This window comes from Vampirovibrionales bacterium (assembly GCA_016712355.1).
Taxonomy (GTDB): domain Bacteria; phylum Cyanobacteriota; class Vampirovibrionia; order Vampirovibrionales; family Vampirovibrionaceae; genus JADJRF01.
The window spans coordinates 1,566,018-1,586,363 of the sequence record JADJRF010000005.1; the positions used below are offsets into that span (position 1 = coordinate 1,566,018).

General features: G+C 56.7%; 20 protein-coding genes and 3 tRNA genes. 12 read left to right on the top strand and 11 right to left on the bottom strand.

Going from position 1 to position 20,346, the window contains the following annotated elements:
- Positions 1–78: 78 nt before the first annotated feature.
- The 6 genes from tuf to IPK79_08670 form a co-directional block, all read right to left on the bottom strand.
- On the bottom strand, positions 79–1,293 hold the full coding sequence (tuf, locus tag IPK79_08645; GenBank protein MBK8190503.1) for an elongation factor Tu: 1,215 nt from the start codon (positions 1,291–1,293) through the stop codon (positions 79–81).
- Between the two features lie 232 nt (positions 1,294–1,525).
- A tRNA-Thr gene (locus tag IPK79_08650) sits at positions 1,526–1,597 on the bottom strand.
- 212 nt (positions 1,598–1,809) lie between these two features.
- Positions 1,810–1,890 (bottom strand) — tRNA-Tyr (locus IPK79_08655).
- 10 nt (positions 1,891–1,900) lie between these two features.
- A tRNA-Thr gene (locus IPK79_08660) sits at positions 1,901–1,972 on the bottom strand.
- A gap of 75 nt (positions 1,973–2,047) precedes the next feature.
- Positions 2,048–3,046, bottom strand: coding sequence for an asparaginase (locus IPK79_08665; protein ID MBK8190504.1), 999 nt, complete (start codon positions 3,044–3,046; stop codon positions 2,048–2,050).
- A 65-nt stretch (positions 3,047–3,111) separates the two neighbouring features.
- On the bottom strand, positions 3,112–4,449 hold the full coding sequence (locus IPK79_08670) for a UDP-glucose/GDP-mannose dehydrogenase family protein (protein ID MBK8190505.1): 1,338 nt from the start codon (positions 4,447–4,449) through the stop codon (positions 3,112–3,114).
- Between the two features lie 327 nt (positions 4,450–4,776).
- On the opposite strand from IPK79_08670, the gene IPK79_08675 reads away from it, so the two are divergent.
- The 9 genes from IPK79_08675 (at position 4,777) to IPK79_08715 (ending at position 12,832) form a co-directional block, all read left to right on the top strand.
- Positions 4,777–5,691, top strand: coding sequence for a flagellin FliC (locus tag IPK79_08675; protein MBK8190506.1), 915 nt, complete (start codon positions 4,777–4,779; stop codon positions 5,689–5,691).
- 53 nt (positions 5,692–5,744) lie between these two features.
- Positions 5,745–6,011, top strand: a complete 267-nt coding sequence (locus IPK79_08680) for a hypothetical protein (protein ID MBK8190507.1) — start codon at positions 5,745–5,747, stop codon at positions 6,009–6,011.
- A gap of 327 nt (positions 6,012–6,338) precedes the next feature.
- Complete coding sequence (locus IPK79_08685; protein MBK8190508.1) at positions 6,339–7,334, top strand: WG repeat-containing protein; 996 nt, start codon at positions 6,339–6,341, stop codon at positions 7,332–7,334.
- Entirely contained in the window at positions 7,321–7,587 is a 267-nt protein-coding gene (locus tag IPK79_08690; GenBank protein ID MBK8190509.1) for a hypothetical protein, read from the top strand. Before IPK79_08685 ends, IPK79_08690 begins: the two co-directional genes overlap by 14 nt.
- 141 nt (positions 7,588–7,728) lie before the next feature.
- Positions 7,729–8,412, top strand: coding sequence for a sigma-70 family RNA polymerase sigma factor (locus tag IPK79_08695; GenBank protein MBK8190510.1), 684 nt, complete (start codon positions 7,729–7,731; stop codon positions 8,410–8,412).
- Positions 8,413–8,758: 346 nt separating this feature from the next.
- Positions 8,759–9,478 carry a hypothetical protein gene (locus IPK79_08700; protein ID MBK8190511.1) on the top strand — a complete coding sequence of 240 codons (720 nt, stop codon included), beginning with the start codon at positions 8,759–8,761 and terminating at the stop codon, positions 9,476–9,478.
- A 170-nt stretch (positions 9,479–9,648) separates the two neighbouring features.
- A complete protein-coding gene (locus tag IPK79_08705) occupies positions 9,649–10,818 on the top strand; it encodes a hypothetical protein (GenBank protein ID MBK8190512.1) in 1,170 nt (389 codons plus the stop codon).
- 103 nt (positions 10,819–10,921) lie between these two features.
- Positions 10,922–11,956, top strand: a complete 1,035-nt coding sequence (locus tag IPK79_08710) for a hypothetical protein (protein MBK8190513.1) — start codon at positions 10,922–10,924, stop codon at positions 11,954–11,956.
- A 147-nt stretch (positions 11,957–12,103) separates the two neighbouring features.
- Positions 12,104–12,832: a response regulator transcription factor gene (locus IPK79_08715; GenBank protein MBK8190514.1), complete on the top strand. Its 729-nt coding sequence runs from the start codon at positions 12,104–12,106 to the stop codon at positions 12,830–12,832.
- Between the two features lie 211 nt (positions 12,833–13,043).
- Here the strand turns inward: IPK79_08715 and IPK79_08720 are convergent, their stop codons facing one another.
- Positions 13,044–13,319 (bottom strand): hypothetical protein, encoded by a 276-nt coding sequence (locus IPK79_08720; protein MBK8190515.1) that lies wholly within the window; start codon positions 13,317–13,319, stop codon positions 13,044–13,046.
- Positions 13,320–13,695: 376 nt separating this feature from the next.
- Here IPK79_08720 and IPK79_08725 point away from each other — a divergent pair, with 376 nt between their 5' ends.
- The 3 genes from IPK79_08725 to IPK79_08735 all read left to right on the top strand — a co-directional run bounded on the left by IPK79_08725 (position 13,696) and on the right by IPK79_08735 (position 15,663).
- Complete coding sequence (locus IPK79_08725) at positions 13,696–14,046, top strand: divalent-cation tolerance protein CutA (protein ID MBK8190516.1); 351 nt, start codon at positions 13,696–13,698, stop codon at positions 14,044–14,046.
- Between the two features lie 98 nt (positions 14,047–14,144).
- Positions 14,145–15,212, top strand: coding sequence for a rod shape-determining protein (locus IPK79_08730; protein MBK8190517.1), 1,068 nt, complete (start codon positions 14,145–14,147; stop codon positions 15,210–15,212).
- Positions 15,151–15,663 (top strand): tRNA (cytidine(34)-2'-O)-methyltransferase, encoded by a 513-nt coding sequence (locus tag IPK79_08735; protein MBK8190518.1) that lies wholly within the window; start codon positions 15,151–15,153, stop codon positions 15,661–15,663. Before IPK79_08730 ends, IPK79_08735 begins: the two co-directional genes overlap by 62 nt.
- On the opposite strand, the gene IPK79_08740 is transcribed toward IPK79_08735, so the two are convergent.
- The 4 genes from IPK79_08740 to argB form a co-directional block, all read right to left on the bottom strand.
- Complete coding sequence (locus tag IPK79_08740; protein MBK8190519.1) at positions 15,660–16,751, bottom strand: glycosyltransferase family 9 protein; 1,092 nt, start codon at positions 16,749–16,751, stop codon at positions 15,660–15,662. The genes IPK79_08735 and IPK79_08740 overlap by 4 nt on opposite strands.
- Positions 16,752–16,755: 4 nt before the next feature.
- Positions 16,756–18,057 carry an argininosuccinate lyase gene (gene argH / locus IPK79_08745; protein ID MBK8190520.1) on the bottom strand — a complete coding sequence of 434 codons (1,302 nt, stop codon included), beginning with the start codon at positions 18,055–18,057 and terminating at the stop codon, positions 16,756–16,758.
- 4 nt (positions 18,058–18,061) lie between these two features.
- Entirely contained in the window at positions 18,062–19,312 is a 1,251-nt protein-coding gene (locus IPK79_08750) for an argininosuccinate synthase (protein MBK8190521.1), read from the bottom strand.
- A 63-nt stretch (positions 19,313–19,375) separates the two neighbouring features.
- Positions 19,376–20,254: an acetylglutamate kinase gene (gene argB / locus IPK79_08755; GenBank protein MBK8190522.1), complete on the bottom strand. Its 879-nt coding sequence runs from the start codon at positions 20,252–20,254 to the stop codon at positions 19,376–19,378.
- Positions 20,255–20,346 lie beyond the last annotated feature (92 nt).

The following is a 20,346-nucleotide window of genomic DNA, read 5'->3' on the forward strand; positions in this document are numbered from 1 at the left end:
AGATTGGCGGTTTAAAGGAGAGGGGATAAAGGGGAAAGGGGAGCCTTCCGGCAAACGAAAGGCTCCCTAAAGGGTTTTTTAGGCGACGATCGTGTCGACCACGCCCGCACCGATGGTACGGCCGCCTTCGCGGATGGCGAAGCGCATCCCGGCTTCAATCGCAACCGGGGTGATCAACTCGACGTCCATCATGATGTTGTCGCCAGGCATCACCATTTCCGTGCCCGCAGGCAGTTGGATGGTGCCGGTAACGTCGGTCGTCCGGACGTAGAACTGAGGGCGATAGTTGCCGAAGAACGGCGTGTGACGACCGCCTTCTTCTTTCGTCAGAACATAGACGTTGGCTTTGAATTTCGTGTGGGGCTTGATCGTGCCGGGAGCCGCCAGCACCTGACCGCGCTGAACATCGTTTTTATCGATGCCGCGCAGCAACGCGCCGACGTTATCGCCCGCCATGCCTTCGTCAAGCAACTTGCGGAACATTTCGACGCCGGTCACGATGGTTTTGCGGGTGTCGCCCAAACCAACGATCTCGACTTCTTCGCCGACTTTGACCTTGCCGCGTTCAATACGACCCGTGACGACCGTTCCGCGACCGGTGATCGAGAAGACATCTTCGATCGGCATCAGGAAGGGCTGGCTCAGCGGACGTTCCGGCAGCGGAATCTGATCATCCACGGCGGCCATTAATTCATGGATGCTGTCCACCCATTTGTCTTCGCCCTTGGCGATTTTGGGATTGGCGATGACTTTTTCCAGCGCTTTCAGGGCCGAGCCGCGCACAATCTTGATGTTGTCGCCGTCAAACTCGTACTTGCTGAGCAGTTCGCGGGTTTCCATTTCCACGAGGTCCAGCAGCTCTTCGTCATCAACGGCGTCGCATTTGTTGAGGAAGATAACCAACTGGGGCACGCCGACCTGGCGGGCCAGCAGGATGTGTTCGCGGGTTTGGGGCATCGGGCCGTCGGTGGCGGCAATAACCAGGATCGCGCCATCCATTTGGGCGGCGCCCGTAATCATGTTCTTCACGTAATCTGCGTGGCCGGGGCAATCGACGTGGGCGTAGTGGCGCTCGGCAGTTTGATATTCCACGTGGGCGGTGGCGATAGTAATCCCGCGCGCCTTTTCTTCAGGGGCGGAGTCGATCGCGTCGAAAGGCTTGAATTCAGCGCCGCCGACAGAAGCCAGTACGCCGGTAATCGCGGCGGTCAAGGTCGTTTTGCCGTGGTCTACGTGACCAATGGTGCCGATGTTGACGTGCGGTTTGTTCCGCTCAAACTTTTGCCGGGCCATGAGGGGGATCTCCTTTTATACGCTGCTCTTTTGCTGCTCTGAATGCGAGTCTGTCAGAAATCGTCCTATTGATATATCCAAAAGGGACGGAGAAAATCAAGCGGCTTTCGTCGCGGGGCTCCGTACGGGAGAAGACTGATGCCTTCACCTGCCTTGCGGGAGAGCGGAATCCTCGACTCGCGCCGCAAAACCAGCGGAATCACCAGTGAAACACAAACAAAAAAGAGGGAAAAGCCCATGACGAGATTTGAACTCGTGACCTTCCCCTTACCAAGGGGATGCGCTACCTCTGCGCCACATGGGCCTGATCGCGCCTGACTGCGCATTTGATGCGATATCTTGCCTGAAAGGCGTTTTGCAATCAAGAGCGAGGTGCTGCGTCAGCGCCGCGACTTTACACGCGTCAACAGGGACGCGTGAGCAAGGCGTGACATGTGTACCCCCCCTGATTACAGCAATGGCCGCTGCAATATTTCGCATCAGCAAGGCAAGGCGCGCCTCGCTGAATGAAGAGAGTGGGCAGGGCTGGATTCGAACCAGCGTACCCGAAGGAACAGATTTACAGTCTGCCGCCTTTAACCACTCGGCCACCTGCCCGTAAAATCTCAGCCGGCGATGGGAGTCGAACCCGCAACCTACGGTTTACAAAACCGTTGCTCTGCCATTGAGCTACGCCGGCTTGTTGCGCGCGACGCAAGCGACGCCTCCAGGGCGCGCCAGCGTAGTGATTATCATAAGGTGAAAACAGGCGGCGTCAATATCGTTGGGCAGGTTCGTCGCGTAAGTGAAATTCGCCGATCGCCTCGCCCCGACTGTTCAGACGCGCGCGCGTCGCAAAGGGGGAAATCGCCTCATGCGCGACCTGCTCCGGCGTGAGCCAGCCCAGGCGGGCGAGCAGGTGAATCGTCGCAAAATCGCGGGCCTGCGCCGAACCATCCGCTATTTTGAGCAAGAGTCCTTGATCGGCGCTGACGCGCGCGACGCCCATCACGCCATCCGCCCCGACTTTGCTGACCAGAGCGCCTTGGCTGACGCGCATTAAAGCGTCATCAATCCGTCCTGCGCCGCTCACCAGTAAGGGAAATGCCGTCATGGCCTCGCGCGCTGCTTGTGCTTGCGTCTCTTGCCCTAACCATGCGAATAGTTTTGCGCCCGTGGCGAGAGGCAGGCGAAACGTTGGCGCGCCGCAGCCGTCGGGAGCGGTATCAATCGGCGCGTCCGGGCCGGCCCACGTCTGTAATATCGAGAGAATCCCGCGTTGTAAGGGATGCTCTGGACGATGATAACCTGACAAAGGCCAGCCGCAGCGGACGCAGGTTAGCGCCATCGCCGCATGCTTGCCGGAACAGTTGTGATAGCAAGGCCGCTTCTCGGCGTTCGAAGAAATAAACGCCCGTAATGCCTGCGGATCTAATGGGGCGTCAGGGCCGCAGGCCAATGCGTCGTGAGAAATATCGGTCCGAGAAAGGATTGTTTCAACAACTGCCAGATGCTCCGGGCTGCCAGAATGAGAACCGCACGCCACGGCAATTTCTTCCGCCGACAGGTCCAGAGGCCTTCCGGCGCGTTCAGCCAATTGCGCCATGGCCAGATATTGAAACGGTTTGGCGGCCGAGCGCATAAACACCCGTTGCGCGCCCGCGCCGTCGCTTTCGGCTAAGACGCGACCATTGCTGGCGCAAACAGCAAACCAGCCCTGGTGGCGATTTTCTACCCAGTCGCCTCGGGTTGTTTCAAGCGTGAGTTGGGGCATTGCGCTTATCCTGACTCAAAACTCAAAACCCGCACTGGAGAACCCGCTGGCGGGTAAATCATCTTTTAGTGGGCCTGCGCGTAGGCTTTGCCGACGGGCTGACGGCCAATACTGACATAGTGATACCCTAAGGCCTGCATTTTGGCAGGCGCGTATAAATTACGCCCATCCACAATGGTACGGCAAGCGCTCTGGGCCTTTAGCCGCTGAAAGTCCACATAGGCAAACTCTGGCCAGTCGGTGGCGATGGCAATGACGTCGGCTCCGTCGGCGGCTTCATAGGGATTATCGCAATACTGGATGTCGGGCAATAACTCGTGGGTTTTCGGCATGGCGATGGGGTCGTAGGCGCGAATGGACGCGCCGCGATTCTGTAACCCTCGAATAATCTGAACGCTGGGCGCATCGCGCATATCGTCAGTGTCCGGGCGAAATGCGAGTCCCCAGACCGCGATGGTTTTTTTAGAAAGCCCATGAATCGCCCGCTCGATGCGCTCGACAAAATGGATGCGCTGATAGCGATTGATGACTTCCGTGGTCTTGAGCAAATCCAGATTGAGGTGATATTTGTCCGCAATATTCAGCAGCGACTGAATATCTTTCGGGAAGAAGATGCCGCCATAGCCAATGCCAGCATTCAGGTAATCGCCCATAATGCGCTTGTCCATGCCAAGCCCTTTGGCCACGAGCGTGACGTCGGCGCCGGTTTTTTCGCATACCGCCGCCATGCTGTTGATAAAAGAGATCTTCATCGCCAAAAAGGCGTTGGTTGCGTGCTTGATCAGTTCGGCGCTATTGATATCCGTAATGAGAATCGGCGCATTAAGCTGCGAATAAATCCCTACCAGCACCTCCTTGGCGCGTTGGGCCTCGGCCCCGATGACGACGCGATCCGGCTTGAAAAATCCATTAATGGCGTCGCCTTCCCGCATAAATTGCGGGACGGCGGCGATGTCAAAGTCGCACGCGCAATCGGCGGGCAATTCACTCTGAATCATCTGCCGCAGGGCTTCGCCTGTGCTGATCGGCAGGGCGCTTTTTTCTACAATCAGTTTGTAGCCGGTTGATTTTGCCATGGCGGCGGCAATCGCCTTCATTGCATTTTGAAGCGGGCGCATGTCTTGCTGCTCGCTGGCGCCGAAATGCGCGCCCACGCATAAGAAAATAACCTCCGCCTGTTGGACGGCGTCCTGGGTTTGGGTGGAGAAGCGCAGGCGTTTTTCGTTAAGATTGGTTTTCAGGAGCGCTTCCAGCCCGGTTTCGTAGAAATCGATTCGGCCTTCCTGCAGGCGCGTCATCAGCGACTCGTTGACATCCACGCAGTGGACGTCATGGCCCAGTTCCGCCATGCAGACGCCGGTGACCACCCCTACGTATCCGGTTCCGACAATGGCGATGCGCATTGCGCGACAGCTCCCTCTGTTGCTTTAACCCATTTAACACGACTGTAAAATCCTATCGTATCACGCGAATAGGCCCATGAGGGCCTTGTGGGCGATGAAGTCCCCCAAAAATGCGAGGGCTTTTCTGAGCAGAGCGCTCTCCTGCGTTGGGAGGATTTCCATCAAGCGGCGTCTTTAGTTTTTCCGACTCCGCCCGATAGCCTTTGTATAGAAGTTTAGACGGTTGGAAAAACGCTTCTCCCGCTGCCCGGGCGCTTTGCACGGAGCAGCGGGGCTATGGCCCTTCCCAAAAGGATTTGGGAGAGAACGGGTTAAGGAGAACGTCCCATGGCTCTTGTGATTAACACCAACGTGACATCGTTGATCGCCCATCGCCGTTTATCGATGAATGCGAGCAATGTCCAGAAGTCTTTAGAGCGTCTTGCTTCCGGGATGCGGATTAACCGTTCGTCTGATGATGCGGCGGGATTGACCATTTCCGAAACCCTGATCGGGCAGATTCGAGGCAATCAGAAAGCGCTGCAGAACGCTCAGGACGGCGTCAGTATTCTGCAAATTGCCGAAGGGTCGTTAGGGGTTATTAATAACAACCTGCAACGGATGCGAGAACTCGCGGTTCAGGCGGCCAACGATACCAACTCGCAAAGCCAGCGCGATTCCATTGCCCGCGAAGTGCGTACGCTTGCCGAAGATATCGAGCGCATCTCTCAAGCGACCGAGTTTAACGGCATTCACCTGCTAGATGGCTCCGCCCTTAACGCCCGCCTGCAAATCGGGCCCGGCACAACGCTGGCGACCAATACCATTGATATTTCTTCCGCGCTGCAAAACGCCGGTATTGATAGCAACTCCGTACCGCCGGGTATTGGCGTGATTAACTCTGCTGCCGCGCTTTTCGCATCGCTCAATGACATTTTTGACCCGGTGGCGGGAACCTCGCCCGATCTGTCGTCTGGCGCCAATGCTCGGACTTTCATTGGTAGTATCCAAAGCGCAATTGACTCGGTGACAAGCCGTATGTCAATTATCGGATCGCTGCAAAACCAATTACAGAGCGCCATAGATAACTTACAGATCGGTATTGAGAACTTCTCGGCTTCCAATTCGCGTATTCGCGATCTCGATATTGCGTCGGAAAGTTCTACGCTGGTTCAGAACCAGATTCTTCAGCAATCTGCCGTCAGCGTCCTGTCTCAGGCCAACAGCATTCCGCAATTGACGCTGCAATTGCTCCAGAAGTAGGTCTTTCCCTCTCCCTCTATGCGTCGTAAGTCCCCCAAGCAGGAGATATCCTCATGAGCGCCGTTAAACGCCGACTTCCCCAATTGTCTGAAGCCGCTATCTTTGGCTTTGAAAGAATCTCCGCCTCTACGCTGTCTGTCGCGCAAGAGAATTATCAAGCCTCGTTGCCGCCCATTCGCACCCTCAACGTGACCGGCGAAATCCTGAAGTTGATTCGCTCACATGCGCTGAAAGCGAGTATTCATTCGGCGCTGCAAGAGCCTTCTCCCCTTGCAAAACGGCGTATTGCGCCTTCAGGCGCGCTGGGCGCTCGGCGCTAAGGCCAGAAAGGGTATTCCCAGAAGGACGTTATTTGTCAGGCTTCTGGGGGTATCCTGCAGTTCTGTTGCTCCCGTTTCTCCTCGTTACTCGCGGATTCATGCCGAACGGTTTCCGGGGAACCTCCTCTTTTGCAGAACGTCCTTTCGTTCAAACTCTGTGGCTGACAATTGTGATCCGCCGGCGGATATCAACGACCGTCGGCTCTTGAGTATAATGCGCCATGAGCGGACTCTGTCTGGCAGGAAAGGCGCTGAGCTGAAAAAATGACACTACGCACGTCGCTAAATACTAGAGGCCTACCGCTTTTGAGCGTGATTGGGCTGATAATGCTGGGATCTGCCCTTTCCTTTTCGCCCGCCCGCGCTGAAACTGCCTTGTTTCCCGCTTCTCAGGAAGGGCAGTGGGGCTTTGTCGATGCGCGCGGTCGTTGGGTCATTGCGCCGCAGTATCAGGCGGCGGGAAAGTTCGTCAACGGCCTTGCCCGCGCGCAATCGCTCGGGAAATGGGGATACCTGACGCCTTCAGGGCGTTGGGCGGTCAAGCCCTGGTTTTATCAGGCTACAGATTTCTCTGAAGGCTTTGCGGCCGTCATGAACCCGCCCGCCGGGCGCTGGGGATTCATCGACGAGAAGGGTCGCTTCAAGCTGCCGCCCGCCTATGAGCAGGCGTTTCCGTTCAGCGACGGCGTGGCCAAAGTTTGCGAAGACGGGGCCTGGTTTTACGTCTCGCCGCTCGGCGCGCGCGTAATGATTTCTCCCGAAGGGACCGAGGACGCTTTCCATGAGGGGTTAATCGCGTTTCGCGATGACAAGTCGTTCTGGGGCTACCAGGATCACGAGGGCAAAACTGTGATTGCGCCTCAATTTCAGTGGGCAGGATCGTTCTCCGAGTCGTTGGCCGCTGTTCAGCGAGATAATCAATGGGGATACGTCGACAAGACGGGACAATTGCGTATTCTGCCGCGCTTCGAGTCGGCTCGGGCGTTTCGCGAAGGCCTGGCGAGCGTCCAGCTTAAAGATTTGTGGGGCGTGGTTTCGCCCAACGGTAAATGGGCGATTGAACCCGCGTTTGAACGCATCGGCGATTTCTCGGGCGGTTTGGCCGCCGCGCGCCAGAACAATCGCTGGGGATACATCGACCGTTCCGGTCGTTGGGTAATTTCGCCTCAGTATGCCATGGCGTGGAATTTCGAAAACGGACTGGCGCTCGCTCAAACCCAGCAAGGGGGCTTTGTCTACCTCAATGCCCGCGGAAAGACAGTCTGGCCTGTGGTAAATAACCCTCACCCAGCGCAGGGAGCCGCTTCTCGTGTCGAGCGCTGACGAAACCGCGCCAGAATCTCTGGAAACGCAAGAAGAGACCGCTTTTGAGACGCCGACTTGCGAGCGTCGCGCCGCCAACGCTGACCGCCGTACGCGCAATCGTCAAGGGAAATACGATCGGCGTCGTAATCGTTGCCGCGCCTGCCTTTCATTTGCTTGGGCGCCGGGTCAGCGCGTGGGCGATTGCCAGCGCCACGGCCGCACGTTTTCGCCGGACGCTTTTGCCTGCGTCTGGTTTGATCCGAAGCCCTAGCGCCCATCCGCTGCGCGACTTCTGTAAGCGTCTGCGTTGCTCCGCGTCCTTCGGTGTAAAATAGAGGAATCGACGTGCCAGCCGTCCGACTATTCTCCTCGAAGTACGCTCATTGAAGAACGAAAGATATCCGCGCGCCGCATGAAAAAAGCATCGTCTCCCCCGCCGGAGCCCTCCAGCCCAAAGCCCAAAAAGACAGTACACGACTACGTGAGTCTGATTGAGACCGTCGCGCGCGTAGAGTACAGTCGGCTTCCCAACCACCTGATCGACCTGAGCGAGTTGGTCAATATTGGCGCGATTGCCATCCATGTGCTGCTGACCTCGCACCCGGAGACAGAGTTTAACGTCACCTATCTTTCGACCGCCATTAAGTGGGCGGTGCGCAACGAGCTGCGGTACCGCTATAAATGGTATTCGCTCAAAACCGTTGCCATGGATAAGGACGAAGAGGGCGGCGTTGTCAGCGCCGAAGACGCTGACAACGCCGAAGCCGAAAGAACTCAGGCCCGCGAGGCGATCTACGAAACCATTCTCTCGGTCGATAGCCTGCTGGACGCCGAAAACCCCCACGAAATTCGCGATGAGTCTTACACCCCCGAAGAACGTACGGAACTCAAGGAGATGGCCCGCATCGTCCGCGAGGCGATCGCCAAGCTCCCTCCCCGCGAGCGGCAAATTATCGAAGCGCGTTTCTATCACAATATGAAGATGCGCGAAATCGGCGACAAGTTTAACATTTCGCCCTCGCGTATCTCGCGCATCGTGCAATCCGGCCTCGATAAAATCAAGCTGGAGCTGAAGCGCAAGGGCTACTCCCAGTAGCGCCATTTTGTAAGCCCCTCGGGCTTTAGGAGCGCTTGTCCCAGACGTCGTTTTGTCTCTGACAAGCGTCGCGGTTTTTCTTGACAGCGCCCCTGCATGGGTGCTACACATGCCTCTGGTATAAAGGCCGTGTTTCGTATACGGATTTTATATCAATATTGCGTCTTTTTGGCGTTCCTGAGGTCTTTCAGAGCCGCAGGGCAATCAATCCACTTTTTAGCCCGAGTGACAATCGTATTCAGGTCCGCGTTTAGCGATTTGCGACGCGGGCGTCAGCTTGGGTGCGGGTGGGACGCTTCATCACGAGTTTTCGTCTCAATGGACGTAAAATCTGGAGATTTTTATCGTGAAAGTTAAGCATCATACTACTGCGCTTCCCTTGCTTCTTGCTCTCACCCAGCCGATGGGAGCCGCTGCCCAAACAGCCCCCGGTCTTGCTCCCTCCCAAGATACATTTACTGCCCAGCGTTATGAGAACAAAAAGCCCAAGCCTAAACCAGAGACGGAAATAGAGGCTCCGAAACCGGGCGACCTAGTTTGTTATGCTAACAAGTTTGATACTTTGCTCAATGGCCTGCAATCGATAGGGAATGCGCCCAAAGTAGGGGCCGCGTTGTATAAAGTTTCGGAAACAGGTTATACGGTTCCTGGTATGAAACCTCGGACCAACCCGGACTTAAAAAAATCCCACCACCCATTTGATCCACAAGGCACACTCGTTGCGCTTGCTTCTGACCCAAATGTCTCGAAACTCAACACAAGTTCGCCTAATTACACTCTGAATAATGCCTTCGAAGGTACAGTACTTAATCTAACCCCTCTTTCCTCAGATGGTCTTATTAAGAATTGGGATAATATTACTCTTACCAATAAAGATATAGTCTTTACTGTGGACAAATCAAATCCTGAGAGAATGCCTAGCGGAGGGGCAACTGTACCGCCTCCCCCCCAATTTTTGGACGCGCTAGTGGGAGGTACTGTTCCAGCTTCCCCTATTACGAGCTTAACCTCGACTCCTACACAAGAATCAGGCTCAGGGGTAGTTGTTCACTGCCTCCAGAATTAAGGACTTATCTCTAAAATATGGGGACAGGCGTGAAGAAGACCATGCCTGTCCTTTAAAATGTGAAGAGTGTTAATAATTATAAATGCCATTGTAGTGTGGTTAAAGTTTATGGTCTCGCGGTCGATAGGGACTTGAGGCAGAAATTCTTGTGACGAGGCGAATCGAGTTGCATGGTAATTATAGGGATGCTGGGTTTAAAACCATCATCAGGACGGACACTTCCTGAATATGCACTTCTCGCAGGGCTTGTAGCATTAGCGGCTATTCCATCATTGGGGTTGCTAAGTGGATCTCTGCAAAGCTTATTAACCCGTGATCTTTCGAGTCAGGCGAGTCAATTGTTTTCCTTGCTCGATAGTAAATCGACGCCTTCTGCTGTTAGTTCTTCCATGAATGATCTGCAAACGCAGCAAGCTCAGAATGGACTTTCTCAAGCACTCTCTGATCTCCAAAAAAATGGCGGCAGCGCTTCCATGAAGTTAGATAGTTCCGGCAAGCTTCAAATCAATATTAACGGTATCCCCTTGGGAACTTCTGAGGACAGCACGGGCGCTCAGGGTGGGGGTGTTTTAATGAGCTATGTTATGGCAGATCAAATACAAGCCTTAGCTGAAGAAGTCGTCGCGACTGATCCCTCCTTAGCCTCCAGGTTAACCTATCTGGCTTCTTTAGGTCGAGGGTTGGCGCAAATGGAGGGAAACGTCAACAAAGCCATTGAGTCCAACGATAAAGCCGTTTTAACAATTGGACAAGTAACAAATACGGATATTTATCCCTTCCCCGTTCTCCCTGTTAACCCTCTAACTGGGGCTCCTCCAAATGCGGGGCAGATTACCCTTAGTTCAAAGCAATTACCATTAGTATATTTTCAAATGCATCAAGCCATGATAGACGCTTCCAATTCACTTTTGGGTAGCATTCCTGCAGATAGCACGATCCATCAAAGATTAGGTTTGTATACATCGGCAATCGATAGTGTCGGAAATCTGAATTATACGACTGCCCCCAATATTTTTTACAATGCCCAAAACGTTAACGTTCCCTTGGCGACAACAAATCCAAATTATAGTCCTAGCAGTGCTTTCTCTAGCTATTATAAAGATTCAGTATTTCCGAACATTACCCCCGCGAGAAGTGTTGGCTCCTACACTGTCGACACCTCCGGGATTACCATTGATATTGCGCCCAAGTTTACGCAGGTGACGTCGGATAAAATCGCTGCCGCGCAGCAGGCCGCCGCCGCAGGCGTCAGCCCCACGGCGACGACGAGCGCCGTGCCCGCTACGTCTACCCCTGCCGCGCCTACGACGAGCCTTCAGGACGGCGCGCTGCCCAATTAGGGCGTTACAGATTGTGACAATTACGACGCCGTTGCTGAAGTTCTGAGCCGCTGGGTCGATAAAGCCCCTAGTCGTCATGTCAAGGCAAGAAGGATTGTTCAGTATGCTGCGTCGCGTGGATGGCCGGTCTCTGCCCGAATACGCCCTGATTCTGGCGCTGGTCGGTCTGGCGGCGATTCCGGCGACCGCTGTGTTAAGCGGCTCGATGGGGGACTTATTCCATTACAGCGATGTTAGTAAAGCCAATGCGCTCTTCTCGCTGCTGGACGCCCGCCCGCAAGGTGCCGCGCCCGCCGGGGTTCCGATGATGACGCAATCCTCCGTTTTAAAGAGCGCGGCGTCTTCTGTGAGCGCTCCCAGCGCCGGGTCAGTTTCTCTCGCCACCGACGCCTCCGGGCGGATTGTGGTGAAACTGCAAGGCTTGTCGAGCGCTGACACGCAGGACTCTACCGGCGCGCAAGGGGGAGATGTTGTGTTAACGCGCCTCATGGCGGATCAAATCCTGAATTTAGCCGATGAACTTGACGCCCAAGGCGGCGATAGCGCAATTTCGGCGCGATTGCGCCAAGTCGCGACCAATGCGCACAATCTGGGTCTGACTCAAGGCGCTATCAATACCGCGCGCGTCAATGACGACAGGCAGGCGCTTACCCTGAATTTTGCGGGTTCCGAAGCGTCTAAAATTCCCTTACTTGCTGATCCGATTACCGGCGTAAAGCCTTCTCCAGGTGGGTCCCTGCCCCTTGTTTTCTACAATTTACAAGATGCAACGAATGCCTCTTATAATTCCCTGGCGAGTGACATTGACAAGAGCGCCGACCCAAAAGTAAAGGCGCTGAAATCCCGATTACAGAACTACGTCGGCGCAGTGGACACTGTCGCAACCCGAAACTATCAGCAGCAGAGCATTTTCTATGTCGCGAGTGGGGAAGATAATACCCTCTCCCCCAAGGCCATTAAGTATAAAGGCGCTACTATTCCCACCGCTATTAACACCTCAGGCGTCACGATTGATCTGGCGCCTCGTTTTACGCACGCGACCGCCGATCGCATCGCGACCAGTGATCGCGAAACAGGGACCACCCCGCCGACGGTAGTCGATGGCGTCTATCAGGACGGGGCGTTGCCCAATAACTAACGGCGCCTCTCCTTCTATGGGAAATCCAGCGGATGACGGGCGGCGGAATCCCTAAAGTGATATACAATAGAAGCTGGATGACCTGTCCCGCCTCCGCTCGCGCAACAGGTCGTCGCGCGTCGTCAGAACAGGAGCAGCAAAGCGTCCATGGCAAAAATTGTCGCTGTTGATGATGATCCGGCTATTCTGGAACTCGTGCGCATTAACCTGGAACTTCAGGGGCACGACGTCAAGACCGCGCCCGAAGGCATCGAAGGCTTTGCGCTGGTTCAACAGGAACAGCCCCATCTCGTGATTCTCGATGTCATGATGCCCGGCGTCGACGGCTATACCGTCTGCCAGCGCATTCGCAAGAATCCCGCCACCGAGGCCACCCCCGTCCTGATGCTGACCGCCCTGGGCGTGTTGGACGACAAGGTAAAAGGCTTTGACGTCGGCGCAGACGACTATCTCGTCAAGCCCTTTGAGATTCCTGAGCTGCTGGTGCGCGTGCGCGCCCTCTTGCGTCGCTCTGGCGAAACGCCGCAAGCCGCCGGCGCGCTGCCTGAGATCCTGTCGATTGGCGATCTCACGCTCGTGCCTGAAAATCTGGAGATTAAAATCGGCGCAACGCTCGTCAAACTCACCCCAACGGAGTTTGAGATCCTGAATTGCCTGGTGCAGAATCACGGGCAAACCATCTCGCTCGGCAAGCTGCTGCAAGACGTCTGGGGGTATAGCCCGGATGATGACGTAGAGACCATCCGCGTCCACGTTCGTCACTTGCGCTCGAAGCTGGAAAAGGCTTCCGCCGATAAAGACTATATTGAGACCATTTATGGGGGCGGTTATCGACTCTTCCCCAACGGCCTGCCCTCTAAAAAGAAGAAAAAATAGGGCTTTCTTCAGGATGATTCCCTGATCTCTCAGCAGCGCGTATTGCGTTGGTGCGGGGCTAAATCTTGCGCGAGATGGCGGCTTTTATGAGGGCGATTCCTGCTGAGGCAGAATGCCTTCAAACGGGCCTGAGCGTGTGTTGAAATAATGGGCCTGAATGCCAAAAGCCCTCCCCACGGGTGGGAAGGGCTTTTGATTCAAGAACCTGAAACTAGTCAGCTTTATGCTCGTCGCCATGTTCTTTCGCCGGTTCCGCAACGGGCTCGGCAGCCGGAGGCGTGACGACCGGGGCGGTCACGTTCACTTCGGGCGCGGCAGGAGGCGTCACGGAGGGGGTGGTGACATTGATTTCGGTGGTGTTGGAAGCAGGACCGTCAACGGCATCCGGCTCAGGGTTGTTGTTGACTGTCTTGCTGCAACCGGTCAGCGACACGCTGGCGGCGACAGCCAAGAGGAGGGCGAGAATCGAAAGGGATTTGAATTTCATTGAGGAACTCTCCTTCCCGTATAATCCGGGCTAATCTGAACGGAACTGTACGGTTTCGCTTGCAGGGCTACTCACTGTCCGATGAATGACTCTGCAAGAGACGCCATTACGCTTGCTGATGATCGCCGCCTCTCAAGACACGGCGATTTACATTGGCTGTATTAAACCCCATGGGCCGTAAGCGGTCAAGCATTGACAGCCGCTTCTGTGAGCATCGCCGCAATCTTAATAACCCGCTCGCAATTCCTTTATATAGTTTTTGCACCTTTCGCCTGCTTGCCCCATTCGCCGCGGGCCCTCAAACTGAAGTCATGACGTCCGCCGCGCGCCCTATCATGCAAACTTATAGGATCGTGAAACAGAAAGGCGTTCCAGTATGACCGTTGACTATTGCGTCGTTCTCTCGACCTGCCCGGACGAGCCTCAGGCCCTTTCGATTGCCCGCGCCGTCGTCGAACAAGGCCTGGCCGCCTGCGTTAACCTCTCTCGCGGCGCGCTGTCGGTTTACCGCTGGCAGGGAGAGATTCACCAGACGCCTGAATGTGCGCTGGTCATCAAAACCATTGCCACTCATATCCCCGCCCTGGAAGCCTTGATTCGCTCTCTGCACAGCTATCAGACGCCCGAATTCCTCGTGTTGCCCGTCAGCGGAGGCAGCGAGGACTATCTCCAGTGGCTGGTGGATTCCTGCGCAATCGCCCCCCGAATTGAGGATAATCCCGTATAATTGAGGGACGGTTCGCGCCTTGCGTGAAACCGCCCGTATTACTAGAGAGATTAGGGGCCGGGATTGTGCAGTCAGTGATTGAGATGCTGGACGCCAAGATGGGGTTATTCAACCTCGGCGGTAAAAAAACCACCAACGACCTAGGGATAGATCTGGGAACCGTCAACACGCTTATCTGCACCGCCAGCAAAGGCGTTGTGCTCCGCGAGCCTTCTGTGGTCGCCATCGATACCAGCTACGCCCCGCCGCGCGTTCTGGAAGTCGGCATCGCGGCTCGCGACATGATTGGTCGCACGCCCAGCCATATTGTCGCCACGCGTCCCTTGCGCGATGGCGTGATCGCCGAGTTCGAGTGGGCGGAAGTGCTGTTGCGCAAGTTTATCGAAAAAGTAATGGGCGAAAAGGGCTTGGTGCGGGGCCGCCCCGGTCGCGTGGTGGTCGGGTTGCCCAGCGGCGTCACCGAAGTGGAACGTCGCGCTGTGGGTGATGCCGCCTATAACGCGGGCGCGCGTATCGTCAATCTTGTCGCCGAGCCGATGGCTGCCGCAATTGGCGCGGGTATGCCGGTTGAAAAGCCTACGGGCTGTATGATTATCGATATCGGCGGCGGTACGACCGAAATCGCTGTGTTGAGTCTCAACGGGCTGGTCGTTTCCAAAAGCCTGCGCATTGCGGGCGATGAGCTTAACGAAAACATTCAGCATCACTTAAAAGATGCGCATGATCTGTCTATCGGCGATCGCTCGGCTGAAGAAATCAAGATGCGTCTGGGTTCTGCCTGGCAAATGGCCGAAGACGAGGAAATGGAAGTCCGTGGCTTGAATCTCAAAACCGGCTTGCCTCACACTGTGCGCATTCATTCGACGGAAATTCGCCAGTGCCTGCGCCCTACGCTGATGCAACTGGTTGAAGGCGTCAAGGGAACTCTTGAAATCACCCCGCCGGAACTGGCCGCCGACATTGTGGACCGCGGTATTGTGCTGGCAGGCGGCGGCGCGCTGTTGAATGGCATGGATGAGCTGGTCTCGCGCGAAGTGGACGTCCCGGTGCATATCGCCAACGACCCGCTGTCGTGCGTCGTGGTTGGAACCGAACGGCTGTTGAATGACCCTCTCTACCGATCCGTCCTCAACGTTACCGAGTACGACCCTCGCGCCTACAGCTAACGTCGCTGTCGTTCTCGTTGAACCGCGTATCCCGCAAAACACGGGAAATATCGCGCGTTTATGCGTCTGCGCGGGGCTTGAGTTGATTCTTGTCGGGGATCTGGGATTTCGACTTTCGGATAAATACTTGGCGCGCGCCGGAATGGACTATATGGCGCGCCTGGAGATTCGACACGTCAACGATTTTAACGATGTGCTTCAGGAAAAACCCGACTGGCAGGCGTTTTATTTGAGCTCAAAGGCTCAGCGCCCTTACACTCAGGCGGCGTTTCAGCCGAAGTCCCTGCTGGTGTTCGGCTCAGAGGACAAGGGCTTGCCGTCTCATTGGCTGGCCGACCGCAGCGAGCAGACGTTCCGCATCCCTATGACGCCGGGCGAGCGTAGCTTGAACCTCTCCACGTCTGTTGGCATTGTCGCCTATGAAGCCTTGCGTCAGATGTACGGCTTTTAGGACGCGCCTGCCTCGTCCGCCAGGGCGCTTTGCACGGCTTGCTTGACCCGGGCGGGATCCAGCGTCAGACGGCAGGCGTTATGACTGCAGATTTTGGCATAGCAGGGGCGACAGGGGAGCGCTTCATACACGGGAAAAAACCGGCTGTGCGGCGAATAAACGCCCCACTGGCGTTCATTGGTGGGGCCGAATACGCCCACAATTCGCGGCGTCTGAGCGGCCGCCGCGAGATGAAGCGGACCGGAATCAACCGATAGCAGGATATGAGCGCGCCGCAGCAGGGCGATGCTTTGCCCCAGCGTCGTTTGTCCCGCCAGGTTGAGCCAGCGGGCAGGGGCCGGGCATTCCTCCAGTCGCGCGGCGATGGCGTCATAAAAGGCCCGATCGCTGGTCGTTCCGGTGCAAACGACTGTCATTCCGGCTTTTAAGAGCGCCTCGATCGCGGGCAGAAACGTTTCGGCGGGGAACGCTTTGCCGTGAGAGGCGCTACTTGCGTGAAATGCGGCGAGTTTATCCCCTTGTTGGAACGCTTCCTCAAGGCCATGCTCGGTCAAAATCGAGGCCATGGACTCGTGATCGTCTTCGGATTCCCATAACGCCAGCGTCGTATCGCGCGCCTGAACGCCGCAGGCGCGCAGCAGGCCCAGATGATGCTCTGCTTGCGGGGTCTGCGTGCGCAACGACGGGTAAGGCGCCGCGCGATCCAGCAGGCATCCCCATCGGCGATACCCGATCGGCTGAGGAAATCGCTGTTTGTCGTATCCCACTAGTGTTTTGACGCTTGCTAATCGCGCTAATAACGCCATCGAGACGGATTTCCTCAGCAGAAAGACTGTGTCAAACCCTTTTAGTGCGTAGACACATGCTAAGACGCCTTTAGGCTCTGGAAAAACGGCGTCCAGATAGGGACAATTCGCTAGCAGGGGCGCCGTGAGACGCGACGCCATCGTCTCAATGCGCGCATCAGGAAACGCCTGCCGCAGGGCGCGTATCAGCGGAACGCTCAGGACGGTGTCGCCAATAAATCTCAGCGGAATCACCAACACGCGCCGAGGCGGCGGGATTGCTCTTGGAGAGGCCGCTTTCATGGCGTTATCCCGTCAGGGCGGATGCGTCGAGACGGACCGACTCATACACGTCGGCGTCTATCTGTGGACAAAACTGCTGATAGGCGGCAAGCGTCAGGGTTTCAAAGCGCTCGCCGGTCTCCGCGCAATGCCGCACGATCCGCCCGGTGATGGCGTAGGCGTCGCGAAACGGCAGGCCCTTGCGCGTCAGGTAATCGGCCAGGGCTGTGGCCATCACAAAGCCGTCGGCGAGAGCCTCGCGCATCCGCTCGACGCGAGGGGTCATTGTCTCAATCATGCCGCGCACGGCGGCCAGACTCAGAAATGCGGTATCGAGGGCGTCGAAAATCGCTTCCTTGTCTTCCTGCATATCCTTGTTATAGGCCAGCGGCAGAGCCTTCATAACGGTCAGCAGCGTCATTAAAGCGCCATAGACGCGACCCGTTTTGCCGCGCACCAATTCGGCGGCGTCCGGGTTCTTCTTCTGCGGCATCATGCTGGAGCCGGTGGCGTAGGCGTCGGCCATCGCGATAAAGCCGAACTCCTGACTGCTCCACAACACCAGTTCTTCGCACAGCCGACTCAGATGCATCATAAGGATGCTGAGGGCGGCGGCCAGCTCGATCACAAAATCGCGATCCGATACGGCGTCCAACGTGTTGTCGATCACGCCGTCAAAGCCCAGTTCCTGAGCGACGAAGGCCCGATCCAGCGGAAACGATGAACCCGCCAGCGCTCCCGCTCCTAACGGCGAGACGTTCAGGCGCTTGCGGCAGTCGGCCAGACGGCCGCAGTCGCGCGCCAACATGGCGTGATAGGCCATCAAATGCCGCGCCAGCGTCACCGGTTGGGCGCGTTGCAAGTGCGTGTAACCGGGCATTGCGCTCTGGCGATGCGCCTCGGCCTGAGCTTCCAACGCCGATTGTAGCGCCTGCGCTTGGACAGAAAGCGCGTCAATCGCGTTTCGCAGATGCAGCCGTAGATCCAGCGCAACTTGATCATTACGACTGCGCCCCGTGTGTAGCTTCTTGCCGAGGTCGCCCAAACGGCGCGTCAATTCCTGCTCCATAAACGTGTGAATATCCTCGGCGCGCGGATCAATCGTCAGTCGACCGGCGTCGATGTCGCGCTCAATGGCCAGAAGCCCGTCTGTGAGGGCCAGCGCTTCTGCTTCTGTCAGAATTCGCTGACGCCCCAACATGCGGGCATGCGCCACGCTGCCGCGGATGTCCTCGCGCCAGAGCCGTTGATCGAAGCCGATTGAGTTGTTGAGGGCTTCCAACTGCGGCGTGCCTTCGCCGCTTTGCCGTCCTTGCCAGAGTTTCACGGCCTCACTGCGCCTCGTGCGAGAGGCTGGCGGCTTTGGCGAGCATCTGGGCGCGGACTTTAAGGGGCAGGCCGCTGAGGGTGATAAAGCCCTCGGCGTCGCTGTGACGGTACAACTCGCCGGTTGCAAAACTGGCCAGCTCGGCATCGTACAGCGAGTAAGGCGACGAAACGCCCGCCGGAATAATATTCCCTTTGTACAGCATGACTTTAACCCGTCCGCTGACGGTGCGTTGCGTTGCGTCTACAAAGGCGTCCAGCGATTCGCGCAGCGGCGTAAACCACTCGCCGCTATACACCAGATCGGCGTACTGGATAGACAGCGTGCGTTTGAGGCTCAGCGTCTTGCGGTCCAGGCAAAGGCGTTCCAGCATATCGTGAGCCGCATGGAGAATTGCGCCGCCTGGATTCTCGTAAACGCCGCGCGCCTTCAGGCCGACCACGCGATTTTCCACCATATCCGTAATCCCGACGCCGTGTGCGCCGCCGATTCGGTTGAGTTCGGCCATCAGCGCGGTGGGTGAAAGCGCTTCTCCATTCAGGGCTGTTGGGACCCCTTTGTCAAAGGTCAGGGCCAGCGTCACGGATTCTTCAGGGGCGCGCATCGGGCTGACCCCAATCTGAAGCAGTTGGTCGTAATGAGGCATGGCGTCCGGATTTTCCAGATCCAGTCCTTCATGACTCAGGTGAAACAAATTCCGGTCGCGGCTGTAACTGTCGGATTTTTTCATGGGCGCCGCGATGCCGCGCGCTTCGAGATAATCCAGCGCATCCTCGCGCGAGCGGATGTCCCACAGACGCCATGGCGCGATGATTTTTAACTCCGGGGCCAACGCCTTGATGGACAGTTCGAAGCGTACCTGATCGTTGCCTTTGCCGGTGGCGCCGTGGCAAATGGTATCGGCTTGCTCCTGCTGGGCAATCTCCACCAGTTTTTTAGAGATGAGGGGCCTTGCCATGGCCGTTCCGAGCAGGTATTCGCCTTCGTAAACGGCGCCCGCGCGCAGGCACGGATAAATGTAATCAGTAATGAACTCTTCGCGCGCTTCCTGTAAGTAAAATTTCGCCGCGCCGGATTGCAGGGCGCGTTCTTCCAGCCCGTCCAGCTCGCCGTCCATCCCCACATCAACGCAGACGGCGATAACAGGGCAATCATAATGCTCGCGCAGCCACGGAATAATTACCGTCGTGTCCAGTCCGCCAGAATAGGCCAGTACGACTTTTTGCGGGGCGTCTGCGGGCGAAGGCGAAGTCATGGGGCGATCTCCTGTTATTTAAAGGGCGAAGGGGGCTGCCAATCGGGCGGGAGCGATATCACGCTAGGGCGTCACCATCGTGCCCAGTCCTTGATCCGTGAAAATCTCTAACAGAATGGCGTGCGTAATGCGGCCATCCAGAATATGCACCGAGCCGACGCCCTGGGTGACGGCTTCGACGCAACTGTTGACCTTGGGAATCATGCCGCCGTGAATCACCCCGCTGTCAATAAATTCGGGGGCCTGTTCGGCGCGCAGACGCGAGATGCGCGAGCCCGCGTCAGCCAAGTCGCGCAGGACGCCACACACATCGGTCAGAAAAATCAGTTTTTCCGCCTGCAAGGCCACGGCCAGCGCCACGGCAACAGCGTCGCCATTGAGGTTATAGGCCTGACCATCCGTATCAATGCCAATCGGCGAAATCACCGGGATGAAGTCATGCCCCATCAGCGTTCTGGCCAGCGCCACGTCAACGGCGGTGACTTCGCCTTCAAAGCCCATGTCGACGCCTTCGATATGGCGCTTTTTGACGGTGATCATCGCTCCGTCCTGCCCCGAAAGGCCGACGGCGCGCATGCCCTGCTGATGCAGAGCGGCGACCAGCGATTTGTTGATCTTGCCGGACAAGACCATTTCCGCCACGGCGAGGGTTTCGGCGTCCGTGACCCGGTATCCCTGGACAAACGTACTTTCTTTCTGGAGCTGGGTCAGGAGCGACGTCATGGCAGGGCCCCCGCCATGGACCAGTACCGGCTCAATGCCGACCAGCTTGAGCATGGCGATGTCCTGAATCACCGTTTGCTGGATGGCGGCGTCTTCCAGCAGGCTACCGCCGAACTTGACGACGACGGTTTTGCCGGAAAAGCGGCGAATATACGGCAACGCTTCGATGAGCGCCTGAACGCGTTCGGGGTTTGCAGCAGCGGATGGGGGGCATGTCATGGGTCGAGGCGTCTCGATGGGTTGGGGCCTGAAAATTCGTAAGGTTCGTAAGGACTGATACGCAAAACCCCCTGGCCTACGGAGTCTTGTCG